Origin of the sequence: Hydrogenimonas thermophila (assembly GCF_900115615.1) — a bacterium.
Taxonomy (GTDB): domain Bacteria; phylum Campylobacterota; class Campylobacteria; order Campylobacterales; family Hydrogenimonadaceae; genus Hydrogenimonas; species Hydrogenimonas thermophila.
Genome location: NZ_FOXB01000001.1, coordinates 87,249 through 100,377 on the forward strand (window position 1 = coordinate 87,249; position 13,129 = coordinate 100,377).

The 13,129-nt window shown below is 29.5% G+C and carries 11 protein-coding genes; 3 read left to right on the forward strand and 8 right to left on the reverse strand.

Features of this window, described 5'->3' with window-relative positions:
- The first annotated feature begins 24 nt into the window (after positions 1 to 24).
- Both BM227_RS00410 and BM227_RS00415 read left to right on the forward strand, forming a co-directional pair.
- Positions 25 to 1,395 (forward strand): YcjX family protein, encoded by a 1,371-nt coding sequence (locus BM227_RS00410; protein ID WP_143089668.1) that lies wholly within the window; start codon positions 25 to 27, stop codon positions 1,393 to 1,395.
- On the forward strand, positions 1,392 to 2,444 hold the full coding sequence (locus BM227_RS00415; RefSeq protein ID WP_092909824.1) for a TIGR01620 family protein: 1,053 nt from the start codon (positions 1,392 to 1,394) through the stop codon (positions 2,442 to 2,444). Before BM227_RS00410 ends, BM227_RS00415 begins: the two co-directional genes overlap by 4 nt.
- A gap of 6 nt (positions 2,445 to 2,450) precedes the next feature.
- Here the strand turns inward: BM227_RS00415 and BM227_RS00420 are convergent, their stop codons facing one another.
- Positions 2,451 to 3,281, reverse strand: a complete 831-nt coding sequence (locus BM227_RS00420) for an ankyrin repeat domain-containing protein (RefSeq protein WP_092909827.1) — start codon at positions 3,279 to 3,281, stop codon at positions 2,451 to 2,453.
- Positions 3,282 to 3,324: 43 nt separating this feature from the next.
- Here BM227_RS00420 and BM227_RS00425 point away from each other — a divergent pair, with 43 nt between their 5' ends.
- Positions 3,325 to 4,203 carry a hypothetical protein gene (locus tag BM227_RS00425; RefSeq protein WP_092909830.1) on the forward strand — a complete coding sequence of 293 codons (879 nt, stop codon included), beginning with the start codon at positions 3,325 to 3,327 and terminating at the stop codon, positions 4,201 to 4,203.
- A gap of 1 nt (position 4,204) precedes the next feature.
- Here BM227_RS00425 and BM227_RS00430 read toward each other — a convergent pair whose 3' ends face one another.
- The 7 genes from BM227_RS00430 to BM227_RS00460 form a co-directional block, all read right to left on the reverse strand.
- Positions 4,205 to 4,591: a chemotaxis protein CheX gene (locus BM227_RS00430; protein ID WP_092909833.1), complete on the reverse strand. Its 387-nt coding sequence runs from the start codon at positions 4,589 to 4,591 to the stop codon at positions 4,205 to 4,207.
- Complete coding sequence (locus BM227_RS00435; RefSeq protein ID WP_092909836.1) at positions 4,588 to 5,022, reverse strand: chemotaxis protein CheW; 435 nt, start codon at positions 5,020 to 5,022, stop codon at positions 4,588 to 4,590. Before BM227_RS00435 ends, BM227_RS00430 begins: the two co-directional genes overlap by 4 nt.
- Entirely contained in the window at positions 5,003 to 7,300 is a 2,298-nt protein-coding gene (locus BM227_RS00440) for a chemotaxis protein CheA (RefSeq protein WP_092909838.1), read from the reverse strand. Before BM227_RS00440 ends, BM227_RS00435 begins: the two co-directional genes overlap by 20 nt.
- Positions 7,300 to 9,018 carry a methyl-accepting chemotaxis protein gene (locus BM227_RS00445; RefSeq protein ID WP_092909842.1) on the reverse strand — a complete coding sequence of 573 codons (1,719 nt, stop codon included), beginning with the start codon at positions 9,016 to 9,018 and terminating at the stop codon, positions 7,300 to 7,302. The genes BM227_RS00440 and BM227_RS00445 overlap by 1 nt, the downstream gene beginning before the upstream one ends.
- A gap of 19 nt (positions 9,019 to 9,037) precedes the next feature.
- Positions 9,038 to 9,973, reverse strand: coding sequence for a chemotaxis protein CheV (locus BM227_RS00450; RefSeq protein ID WP_092909844.1), 936 nt, complete (start codon positions 9,971 to 9,973; stop codon positions 9,038 to 9,040).
- Entirely contained in the window at positions 9,963 to 11,201 is a 1,239-nt protein-coding gene (locus BM227_RS00455; RefSeq protein WP_092909847.1) for a response regulator, read from the reverse strand. The genes BM227_RS00450 and BM227_RS00455 overlap by 11 nt, the downstream gene beginning before the upstream one ends.
- A gap of 278 nt (positions 11,202 to 11,479) precedes the next feature.
- The gene (locus BM227_RS00460) at positions 11,480 to 13,063 is read right to left on the reverse strand and encodes an inorganic phosphate transporter (protein WP_092909849.1); all 1,584 of its coding nucleotides are present in this window, start codon (positions 13,061 to 13,063) and stop codon (positions 11,480 to 11,482) included.
- Positions 13,064 to 13,129: the final 66 nt, after the last annotated feature.

The window sequence follows — 13,129 nt, forward strand, 5'->3', positions numbered from 1 at the left end:
TAAAATAGTAATTTAAGGTTTGTAATGTTTAAAAACGGTTTCACTAAATTTAATGACAAAATTGAAACCATAATTAAATCTGCAAAAGAGTCTATGAATGACTTATCAATACCAATACGAACGAAAAAAATTGCAATTACAGGCCTTAGCAGATCAGGAAAAACAATATTTATAACGTCTCTCATTGAGCAACTGCTTCATCAGAAAAAAATTGACTTTGTAACATCAAAGCATAATACTTTTAAAGTTAGTTTATTGCCTCCAAAACCTTCTGTTAAACGTTTTGACTACTACACATTTAGTAAAGATATTAAAATAAATCATAAATGGCCAGATGGTACTGATAGTATTAGTTCAATTACTTTAGAGTTTGAAAGTAAAAGCAGTTTCCCTATGCAGGGCAATTCAAAATTCAGAATAGAGCTTATAGATTATCCAGGAGAGTGGATTTTAGACCTTGCTTTATTGCAGATGAGTTTTGATGAGTGGTCTAAAAAGGTTATTGATTGGCTAAAAAGTATAGATGAAGAGTTGGCAATAGACTATTTAAAAGAGATAGAAGAGTTAACAGATAAAAGCTTTGGCAAAGAGATAGAAGAGAAGATACACTTTAAATATGCAAATATGATCATGTTTTTCAAAAAAAAGAGTTATTCAAATCTTACACCTGGAAGATTTTTAATGCCAGCAGACTTGGCTGATGATCCTCTACTTATATTCGCACCTATTTATAAATCAAATTCTCCTTTATATCATGCCTTTAAAGAGAGGTATGAAACTTATTTGAATGATGTTGTCAAAGATATACAGCTTGAGTATTTCAAAGGGTTTGACAGGCAGATAGTTTTAATAGATGTTGTCAAAGCTCTTCAAAATGGACCTAAATGTTATGAAGATATGAAAACAGGTCTTAGAAGTATGTTATCTATTTATGAACATAAAGATAAAAACTTCATTTTGCAATGGTTTACTCCTTCCATTAAAAAAGTTACATTTGTTGCTACTAAAGCAGACTTGGTTGCATCATCTCAGCACAATAACTACCTCTCTTTACTCAATGAAATGGTTGAAGGTATTAGAAAAGATTTAGATATTAATCATATCAAGACAGATACATTTGTAGTTGCATCAGTAAAAAGTACTCAAACTGTAATGGGAAAGTATAATGGTAAAACACTATCTTGTGTGAGAGGAATTGATGCAAAGGAGAATAGGCTGGTTGAAATATATCCAGGTGAAATGCCATCATCCTTTCCTTCTCCTGATCAGTGGGATACAGAAAATTATGCTTATGAAGAGTTTTTACCTCCAAAAAAATCATATAAAGATGATGAGCCCTTTGATCATATAAATATGGATCGCGTTATTGAATCGATTATAGGGGATCTGTTATGACAACAAAACCTTTTAAAAAGGTTGTAGAAAATGATATTGCAAAGAGTGAAAAAAAAGAGAGTATAAAGCCATTTAAAAAAGAGGTATCAGATGAATTTACATTTGAAGAATCTGCATCTTACGACTTTGAGAGTATTGACAAAAGTGAGATAAAAGTCTCATTTATAAAAAAATCTATCAAATTTTTCAGTGGATTAAGTGGTATTTTTACAGCTTTGGCTTTCTTTATAATAATTGCGATAATTGCAGATACAATTCAAACAGTTAACAATATCATAACTTCCGGTACTTTTGCAGAGTATATATATTTGGGAGGTTTACTCTTTTTATTGCTGGTTCTTTTTTTTAATATATTTTCTTTTATTAAACAGTTAAAACAGCTAAAAAGTTCTCAACGTATCAAAGAGGAGTTTAAATCTCAAAAGAGTAAACCAACAGAAAAGATAGTTACATTAGCCAATATACTGTTTGAACACTATAAAAACAGTTCTGATAAAGATTTGCTATGTAAGATAGATGAAGTTAAAAATAAGATAAACGACTCTGTAGTTTATGAAGATATTTATAATGAGTTGGATAATTCAGTACTTTCTGTTTTAGATAAAAAAGCCAAACAAAAGATACATAATGCTTCTGTTCAAGTAGCTCTTTCTACAGCTATATCTCCTGTGCCTTTAGTAGATATGGTGCTGATAGTATGGAGAAGTACTATGCTAACAAAGGATATTGCTGCTATTTACGGGTACAAGCCTGGAGCTTTTACAACAATTTTTCTTCTAAAGCAGGGGGCTATGAATGCACTTTTTGCAGGAGTTACTGAACTTGCAACAGACCTTTTAAGTGATGTAACAAGCTCTTCATTTATATCAAAAATTTCATATTCGGCAGGTCAGGGCATAGCAAATGGAATATTGATGGCAAGACTTGGGTATGGAGTTATGGAAGCTTGTCGTCCAATAAGTTCAAAAGATAAGAGGAAAAGTTTTTTTAAAACGATTGTCGCATCTATAGTTGAGTCATTTAATTTTTCAGAGCAAAAGGATAAGTAAATATTTTTAAGAACCAAGATGGCTTTCTAGCAGTTGTTTAAGTTCATAATCTTTTTGATCTTTTGCAATTTTCAAATATTTACCATCATGAAAATCAGCTTCACCACCTGCACTTAACAGCATATCTAAAATGTCAAGTTTTCTTTTCTTTATTGCCCAAATTAGAAGTTCATAATTGTTTGCGTTAGGGTTGGCACCTCTTCTTAATAGTTCATATGCAAGTTCAGTATGACCATTTTTTAGTGCTTTTCTAAGAGCATACTCTTCATCGGCATGATAGTTAGAGCCTCTTTTTATCAAAAAATTGACAATTTCACTATGTCCATTTTCAGCCGCATATCTTAGAGCAGCATCTTTACCTGTTCTGATATCAAGCCCCTCTTTGTAAAGATATTTAACAATATCAAAATGTCCCTCTTTTGCTGCCAGAGCAATAGCAAGGTCAAATCGTGCATGTATATTTGCACCTTTGCTCTTTAAATATGCAACTACATCTAAATGACCATTTCTTGCTGCCCAAATAAATGCATCATCTTTTAATGCATGTATATCTGCTTTTTTTTGTAAAAAAAACTTAACCAAATCTAAGTATCCACATCCGGCACTGTATCGGAAGTAAAAGTCATCAAATAGATGAAGATCAATACTGCTGTTGTCTGACAAAATTTTCAATGCTTCCAAATTTCGGCTATCTGTTATCCAGAACATAGTTTTAAATTGATGCTCTATTTTAATATCTTTAGCATTGTTTTGTAGAATTTTTAAAACTTTTTCATTGTTATTTTCTAAACAGGCTTTGTATAACTCCTCCTCTATTTTTTCTATCTTTTTGTCCAAAAAATCTCCTTTTTTGTTATAATTTTATAACAAGAGGGTTAATATGGATATTAAAGAGATAGAGAAATTAAAAAACAGTCTTATTCCTGATATAAATAAGTTTTTAGAATCTATAGTTAAAGAGTTATTGAATTCAAAAGTAAAAAATGACACTTTAAGTCCGCTTTTGCTTACCCATAAAGAGTTTGTAGATCTTTCACTATCTAGAATTATAAAAAAAATTAAAGAAAAAATATTTCTTCTGGCAAAACAGAAAGGAATGCCGGTTGGAGATAAAATTTTTGAGGTTAAACTTGAATATCTAAGTGCTTATATCTTTAAATATGATATGAAGCACGATAATGTCATTTACAATAGAATTGCAAAATATATTATAAATTTAATCAAAAAAGATCCACAATCTCTTAACCAGTTTGTTTCAACATTACGTAGAGATGTTTATGCCGGTAAATATGGAAAATTTCGCTACCCAGAACTGTACCCTTTTGATAAAAACAGATATTCATCACCTATACCTGAATTAAAAAAAATTTTAACACATGTAGACTCTATTAAAAAGCAGTTAAAACATAAAGAGAGTGAATTAAATAAGGTTACTAAAGAGTTGGATGCAGCTAAAGAGACACTTTCACAATTAGAGTTTGCAATAGAAGATACAAAAGAAATAGTTGTCAATCTCAAGAAAAAATATAAAGAGGTTGAATTAAATAACCGTATGTCTATGGTAAAAAATCAATATAAATATTTTGGTTTATTAACAGAGAATTTAAAGAAGAAGATTGAAAAATATGAAAAAGAGAAAAACTTTTTAATGAAAAGTATTAATGGCTTTAAAGAAAAAAACAAAGAGTTACTAAATAAAGAGGAAGAGATTATAAATACAATCTCTTCTAATTTGAAGAAGCATAAAGTAAAACTGTAAACTATTGTTTTTGAATTGAGACAGCTATTTCTAATATTGAGTTTTTAAAAAAGAGGCCATTTTTAACTTTACATTTATCGCATAATATAGGTAAAGATAATTCATACCCTTTATTTAATTTAGTTTGAATATTTCCTGCAATTATATTTAGCATCTCTTTTATTAAATCAATTTTCATATCTTCATTTACTATTCCAAATAATTTTTTTGACATTTTTGTTAAAGATTCATCTGAAACTCTTAATACAAGAAAAAAGTTTTTTGCCCCACTCAATAAAATTTTTACACATTTGCATTTTTCAAATTCAATTTTCTCGACTATCTCTATATCTTCTGAAAAATAGATGTCAGAATACTCTTTAACACTTAAAATTATGATATCTTTCATTGTAACTCTTCTATACTAAGTAAAATGTCTATATTTAACAGAGTTACCATCTCATTTGAGTCTATCTGCACTAAACCTTGAATATACTTGCTATCCATTCCTATTGAAATATCTGGAGTATTCATTATATTTTCGTTTGTTATTTCAGCAATTTTTTGAATATTGTCAACTACAATACCTATGATTTTATTTTCATTTGTTTTGATGACAATTACAACAGTATTTTCATCATATGTAGCTTTATTTGCAAAACGTTTTCTTAGATCAACAACAGCTATAACTTCACCTCTAAGATTTGTTACGCCTATTATCCACTCTTTTTCATTGTATAGAGGTGTAATTATAAGTCCTGAATAAACTAATATACCTTTAATTCTATTAAGCTCTATTCCATATGTAGAGTTTAATAGATTAAATACCATTATTTCCATTAGAAACCTTCTGTTTTTTACTCTCTTCAACAATATTGGCTATATCAAGAATCAATCCTACGCTACCATCACCTCTTATTGTTGAAGCACTTATTCCTTTAACTTTTCTGAAGTTCTTTTCTAAAGATTTAACAACAATTTGTTCTTGTGTCATAAATTCATCAACAAAAATAGCTACTTTACTTGTTTCAATTTTTGAAATTATCACTATTCCTTTTGTTAAATCATAATATTTTGGTTCAATTCCAAAAAATTTATGAAGTCTGATAACTGGTATAAACTCATCTCTGACGATTAGGATCTCTTCACCATCATTTACAACATTTTTAATGATCTCTTTAATTGGTTGAAAAGATTCAAGAACCATATTTAAAGGGTATATAAATTTATGATCACCTACTTTTACATTTAATCCATCTAATATTGCTAATGTTAATGGAAGTATGATTACAAATTTTGTTCCTATACCTTCTTTTGTATAGACTTTTATGGTGCCACCAATAGAGTTGATATTGTTCATAACAACATCCATTCCAACACCTCTACCGCTGATATCGGTTACTTTACTAGCAGTAGAAAGACCTGGAGAGAAGATAAGCATAGCTATATCTTCATGACTCATTCTTTCAAGTTCATCTTGTGTTATAATATTTTTTTCTACAGCTTTTGCTCCTATTTTAGCTGTATTTATGCCAGCACCATCATCTTCTATGGTAATAATGATCTGTCCGCTTTCTTGTGCAGCAGAAATTGTTATTTTACCTTCTTTAGGTTTTTTTGCCTTAATTCTTTCCTCAACTGTTTCAATACCATGATCCAAGGCATTTCGTAAAATATGTGTTAGAGGATCCATTAATGACTCAACCATTAGTTTATCAATTTCAACAGTATCTCCATAATGTTCAAATTTGACATTTTTACCAAGCTTCTTTGACAAATCTCTTATGACTTTAGGTAATTTTGAATATACTGAGCTCATTGGAATCATCCGTACGCCCATTACAGACTCTTGTAACTCTCTAATATTTCTATCAAGGACTTCCAATCGTTCTGTGATCAAATTTTTAATTGAATAATCTTCCAAAGCTTCTGCAAATTGAAATAGCATACTCTTTGTAATTACTAAGTCACCGACTTTATTCATCAATATATCTATTTTATCAAGACTTACTCTTATGGAGTTACTAGAGACAATATTTTTTAAAGTTACTTTTTTGTTTTCATTACTTTTTTTATCTTTTTTAGGTTTATCTAGATTATCTTTTTTTATACTTTGTTGCTCTTCCTTTTGAGCTTTTTCTATAGAATCATTTGAAGATTGATGCTTGATTGCGTTATTTATTTTTGTCTCATCAAAAATTTCAAAGCCTAAATTATTTTTTGAATCTTCATCAAATATCTCAAAACCTTGATCAGTTGAAGTTGAAATAGTCTCATCAAATAACTCAAAGCCAACATCATCAGATTGTTTTAGTTTTGAAATTTCTTTTTTTATATCTATAAGGATATGTTCAATTTCATGTTTATTATTATTTAGCTCTTCGTCTATAAGTGCTTCTGCTATTTTTATAGCTTTTTTAAAAAATTTATTGGTTTTAGCATTATATTTATAAAAGCCATCTCTTATTTTATCTAGATACTCTTCTAGTTCATGTATATACTTTGGAAAAAACTTAAATCCTATAAACTGAGAGCTAGCCTTTAGTGTATGAATTTCTCTAAAAAGTTCGCTAATTTCTTCTTTGCTTAAACTGCCAACAGTGTTAAAATCATTTAGTCTTTTATTTATTTTTTCAAAAAGATCAACAATCTCTCCTCCATTCATTTCAATCAATTTTTTTTGATTTGTATCGTACTTATCTCTATTTTTGGTAGCTAAATCATTAGTCGTTTTTTTTGTAAAGCTATCTATCTGTTTTTTGAATTGATTATATTTCTCTTCAAATTCATCATCGTCTAAGTTGTCAGAAAACTCTTTTTGAAGTATGTTGTTTAGTTCATCACTGCCATCTATAAGAAACTCAATAATTTCTGGTGTAGCTTCAAATGCACCATTTCTGATCATATCCATCAAAGATTCAAAAAGATGGACAATTTTTGAAAACTTTTCAAATCCAACAGAGCCACTACCTCCTTTAAGAGTATGAATATCTCTAAATAGAGTATCCATCTCTTCTTTACTTAAGGAGCCATTCTCTTCAGCTTCTAATAATAGAGAGTTGATATTTTCAAAAAGTTCTTCACTCTCTTCTATGAAAGCTTCTTTGATTTCATCCATCAATTATCACTTACAAATTTTTTATTTTTAACTTGTTCATACAGTTCATTTGAAATTTTTGAAAGGTCATATGTTACAACATAAGTATTTTGCATAATAACTTTATTCTGATTAGTCATTTCATCTATATCTTTAATAAGTTTATTGATTGATTCAATCTTTTTCATCTCTCCATCTGCCTCATTTGCAACTGAATTGACTAACCCAAGTGTATTTGAAACATTTTTTACAACTGACAAAAAGTTCTCTTTCATATTTTCTGAAATTTCAATACCTTCAGTTGATTTGACTTGTGTTTTGGAGACAAGCTCTTTAATCTTTTTAGCAGCTTCTGCACTCTTATTTGCAAGGTTTCTAACTTCTTGAGCAACAACTGCAAATCCTTTTCCAGCTTCTCCTGCTGTTGCCGCTTCAACTGCAGCATTTAGTGATAAGATATTTGTTTGGAATGCAATAGAGTCAATAACACTAATTGCTTCACTTATGTCATTTGTAGAAGAGTAGATTTCTTGCATTGCATTAAGAGTATTTTCTGCCAGTTTTTGACCCTTTTGGGCAGAGTCTGAAGTTTTATTTGCTACCTCTTTCATTTGATTTGTTTTATGCACTGTTGATTCTATTGCTTGCATAATGTCATCTATCTGATTTGTAGCAATATCAATATTTTTATTTGTTTGAGACAATGTTTTTGAAAGCTCATCAATATTTTCTGTCAGTTTATTAGATGTCTCTTGTAATACTTCACTTTTTTCTGCTAAAGATTTGGCAATAAGTTGTGCTGAATTGCTAAGAGAATCACCAAGTTTATTGACGCCATCTATTAGTACCTCTATTTCACCTTTTGCTTTTAAAGAGACTCTAGGTGTGTAATCTTCTTGTTTATAATTTTCTAGTACAGATAAAATAGTAGAGTATAGTTTTTGTATCTCATCTAAAAATGTGTTAAGACTTTTCTTAAGTTCAGCTATTTCTGGGTTGGCAGGGTTTGAATGTATTCTGTATGAGAAGTCTCCTTCTGACATTGAATGAACTACATTTCTTATCTCTTCTACACACTCTTTATCTTTTTGTAAATCTTTTTCAATTTTTTCAATATTTTTATTAATTATGTCAGCAATGACTTCAAACTCATCATTTGAGTTTATATTTAATTTTGTAGGATTAGATATATTTCTATTTAAGTATTCAAAAAATGTAACAAGACCGTTTTGTAAAATATCAATATTATTTATTATTCTTTTTGCAAATATATAGAGAGCTAAATTGATAATTATGTTTATAATTAAAATGATTATAAACATAATAATATTCTCTTTTGTAATATCCAGATTGTCTGAGATTTTCAAATCAGATTTAATTTTAGCTATAGAAGATTTTAAATATTGATCTAGTTTTGTTGGTAATGTAGTGTTTTGATCTTGTTTTTCAAAATTTGGAAGATAACTTAATATTCTGCTTCTATATGGTTCTCCTAATGTGTTTAGATATTTTCTAATTTTATCAATATGTATTTTATTCTTATCATTTTTGTATTGCAAGAATTCTATATAGATATTTTGTAAAATAACCTCTTTTTGATATATCTCATGATTTTTCTCAATACTCTCTTTAGTCATAGATATTCTGTAACCAATTGTTATTTGCAATATTATAAATGCAATGAAAATCCCCACTCCCAACCAACTGTTTTTTGTTCTAATGCTGACAATTTTTTTCATATTTTTCCTTTTATTTTTTTTATTGTTCTAAATACTGTTTTATATATTTATAAAGGGTTTTTATATCTGCCTTATTTATAAGAGCAATTGCTCCAAGACTTAATACTTTGTCATTAACACCAATGTTTGTCATACTGGTTAATGAAAGTACCGGTAAATCTTTATAAACTGGATTTTCTTTGATATATTTAATAACCTGATAACCATTCTTTACAGGCATTTCTATATCTGTAACAATAAGTCCTATTTCACTCGGTAACATAGTTTCTAATCTATCTATAAGTAGTTGCCCATTTTCAAAAATCTCATATTTTATGCCAATAGAAGAAAAAAGTTCATTCAATTTATCAATAACTGTAGTTGAATCTTCTGCAACAAGAAGGTATTTATCTGAGTGAATAGGTGGTAATTTAGCCATTGTTCCAATATCGTAAATAGTTGTTCCTTTCTCTTTTGCAACATTAATATCTGATAAAAGTTTTTCAGCATCAAATATAATGCAGGTTTTATTAACTCCATCATCAGTTTCAATTTCTGTTACATAAGATATTTTTGGGTCATTTCCGCTTGGAAGTTTTAGGTCACTACTGTTTTTCTCTTCAATTTTTATGATATCTTTTACTAGGATTCCTATTTTTCTTTCATTATAGTTACAAACTATGATAATTTTATATACATCTTCATCAATATCATTATCTCCAATCCATCTGTCAAGATTTACAATTGTTATGTATTCGCCACGAAGATTAATAACACCGTTTACTAATCCATTAGCAGAAGGAGTTTTAGTAATTTCTATACTTTCTTTAATAAGAAATGTCTGAATTTTAGAGATATTGATAGCATAAATTTTATTGCCACCTGTATGAAATATTGCCAACTGCATAACATTTCTAAGATAGCTTTTTGTAATGTAGTCAACATTTTTTTGTATATAATTTTCATTATTGAACATTTTTCTCTTCTCTTACTATCTCAATCATTTTTTGTGCAAGAGGTACTACACTTTCAGGTTTAAAAGGTTTAACTAAATATCCTTTTACGCCTTTGCTTACCATTTCTCTAACTTTTTCTCTTGCACCTTCAGTTGTTGCCATTATAATTTTTATATGGTTATAGATCGGATTTTCTCTAATTTTATCAACTGTTTCAGAACCATTAAGATTTGGCATATTCCAATCCATAAAAATAATATCAATTTCAGGATTTTTTTTCAAAACATCTAAACACTTAACACCATCTTCTGCTTCATAAACTTCTACATCTTCAAAATTGTTTAAAATGGAGTTTTTGATTATCAGTCTCATTGTTGAACTGTCATCAACAGTTAAGAATTTTACTTTAAATGTATCTTCCTCAGGCTCTTCCTTTACAGGAATAAGATCATTAATAGTGTATTTGACAATATTATAGTCTGTATCAACCGCTATTAACTCATCATTTTGTGAATCAAATATAATGGGTTTAATATCTTCATCAATTACAAAATTTTCTGATGTATCAATATTTAGTGCCTGAAAACCATTTTCATATTGCATTATTAACAAGCCATTTTCATACTTCATTTTATTAATACAGAAATCTAAATATATGGTATCTGTAACTCTACTGTTTTTTAGATCATAAATTTTAAGTTCATTGTTTTGATTGGCTATAAAACATAAATCGTTTGCTATTGTAAAAGAGGTTATGTTAGCAGTGTCATTATATTTAAATTCAATTTTTTTCTCTATGATATTAATGCCCTTAATAAGATTTTTACTTTGTGCAATGACTATATAATCAGTGTAAAAAGATATATTTTCAATTTTTGTTTTAAATATATTCAAGTTTATTAAATTTTTTCCGCCAATAATACTATGAATTGCAATTGCACCACTGTTTTTACCTACTCCTATTAGAACAGAAGAGAGTGTAACACAGCTAATATTGTCCAATAAAAATTTTGTTAAAAGTATGTCATCTTTAAAGTTAATTACTTTTACATTTTCTCCAACTGTAACAATTTTATTTTCATGAATAGATTGATATTTTGAAACATTTGCAATAGTATATTTTGGAGATAACGTATTTTTATCTATTATTTTTATACTTTTATCTGTAAATATAAGTATATTGTCATCAGCATACATAATATTGGTTACTTTATTGCCATATTTTATTAACTTTTTTGTTGCTGGCATTTAAAATCCTTTTATTTACACATATCTGTAAACAAATTCTTTAGTTATATAAAGGAAACTATTTTAACATTTAAAAATAAAAAACTCCTTCACTTTATATTAATAAAAATAAAAAATTTAGAAAATTAGGACGATTTCAGTTTTTTTAGCAGATAGCAGAATATAGTTATAAAAGATATTGATTAGTTTAGAATAGTTTTTATGCGGTTTTAAAGAGTTTAGGCTTACTTCTGTATTCTTAAATATAGAATACAGAAGCAATAAAGTTTCTAACAGTTTTAGAGCATTACTCCCTTAATTACAAAAAATATGATTGCTGAAAGCACAGCTGCAGCTGGAACAGTTATGATCCAAGCTGCAACTATCTTTTTGACAGCATTTCTTTGTACATATTTAGTTTTATAAACATTTTTAAGAGCTTTGTTCTCTTTTTTAATACGTTTTTCATACTCATTTATTACTTCAAACAAATATACTATTCGCTCATAATCTGCTTGTGTCTTTGTATCTTTTGATTCAATAGTTTTAAGTTCATCTTGGAATGCTACAAGTTTAGACTTTAACTCTTCAAGTTTCTCTTTTTCCTCTTTAATGCGATATTCCAGTCGTTGTGTGCGGTCTAGCCATTCACGCAAGAATCCAACACCAAAAACACCCCCAAGTGCAATATGGGTTGAGCTGACAGGAAGACCAAGCTGAGAAGCAATAATAACAGTAATAGCAGCAGCTAATGCAATAGAAAATGCTCTGATTTGATCAAGCTCGGTTATCTCACTACCTACTGTTTTAATTAGCTTAGGACCATATAGTGCAAGTCCAAGAGAGATGCCTACAGCACCAATGATCATAACCCAAAGAGGTATAGCAGCTTTTGTAGAAACTGTAGCGTGAGTTAAAGCATCATATATACCTGCAAGAGGTCCAACGGCATTTGCAACATCATTTGCTCCATGTGCAAAACTAAGAAGAGCTGCTGCAAAAATGAGTGGAATAGTAAAAAGTCGATTTACACTTGATCGCTCATTATCTAGTGAATCTGCATATTTGGTAATTGTTGCTTTTACAAGGAAAAATATTATTATTGCACCAATAAAGCCTAAACCTGCCGCTGTTGGGAATCCAAGCTTGACTACATGCTTAATACCTTTTAAAATAACATAAGTTATAAATGCCCATCCCATTACAGCAACATAAAGCGGAACCAATTTCATTGCTGCTTCTTTAGTATTCTCTTTGTATATAATAGTCTTTTTAATTGCATACAAAAAAGCAGCAGCGATTAAACCACCTAAAATTGGAGATATTACCCAGCTTGCTGCAATTTTACCCATAGTTCCCCACGCAACTATGCCAAATGTTCCCGCTGCAGCAATACCTCCACCCATAACACCGCCAACAATAGAGTGAGTGGTTGAAACAGGAGCTTTAAGGTATGTAGCAAGATTAAGCCACAGTGCTGCAGCCAATAGTGCTGCTGTCATAGCCCATACAAAATGATCAGGATGGGCAAATGCCATAGGATCTATGATCCCCTTTTTAATTGTACCTGTAACATCACCACCTGCAATAAGGGCTCCTGCAGATTCAAATATAGCTGCAATAATGATAGCCCCCATCATTGTCAACGCTTTAGAACCAACTGCTGGTCCAACATTGTTTGCAACATCATTTGCACCAATATTCATTGCCATATACGCACCAAACAGTGCCGCAACTGCAAGGAATGGGTTTCCTGGAATTTTATCCCAAGTGGCCAGTAAAACTATGACCATAAAAATTAGGGAGAACCCAAGACGTAAGAAGTCGGTTTGACTCTTCTTTACAGCCTTTTTCTGCATCTTCTCGAAAGTATTTATCTCCATATAACAGCGCCTTAGTATAAAGATTACAAAATGGTAACAAAGGATAGATTAAAATCTGCAAAGAAA

Bases quoted from the DNA above. Each gene is read 5' to 3' on its own strand.
- BM227_RS00445 (WP_092909842.1), bottom strand. From the start codon at position 9,018: ATGAAAAAAATTGTCAGCATTAGAACAAAAAACAGTTGGTTGGGAGTG.
- BM227_RS00410 (WP_143089668.1), top strand. From the start codon at position 25: ATGTTTAAAAACGGTTTCACTAAATTTAATGACAAAATTGAAACCATA.
- BM227_RS00460 (WP_092909849.1), bottom strand. From the start codon at position 13,063: ATGGAGATAAATACTTTCGAGAAGATGCAGAAAAAGGCTGTAAAGAAG.
- BM227_RS00425 (WP_092909830.1), top strand. From the start codon at position 3,325: ATGGATATTAAAGAGATAGAGAAATTAAAAAACAGTCTTATTCCTGAT.
- BM227_RS00430 (WP_092909833.1), bottom strand. From the start codon at position 4,591: ATGAAAGATATCATAATTTTAAGTGTTAAAGAGTATTCTGACATCTAT.
- BM227_RS00450 (WP_092909844.1), bottom strand. From the start codon at position 9,973: ATGTTCAATAATGAAAATTATATACAAAAAAATGTTGACTACATTACA.
- BM227_RS00415 (WP_092909824.1), top strand. From the start codon at position 1,392: ATGACAACAAAACCTTTTAAAAAGGTTGTAGAAAATGATATTGCAAAG.
- BM227_RS00435 (WP_092909836.1), bottom strand. From the start codon at position 5,022: ATGGAAATAATGGTATTTAATCTATTAAACTCTACATATGGAATAGAG.
- BM227_RS00455 (WP_092909847.1), bottom strand. From the start codon at position 11,201: ATGCCAGCAACAAAAAAGTTAATAAAATATGGCAATAAAGTAACCAAT.
- BM227_RS00440 (WP_092909838.1), bottom strand. From the start codon at position 7,300: ATGGATGAAATCAAAGAAGCTTTCATAGAAGAGAGTGAAGAACTTTTT.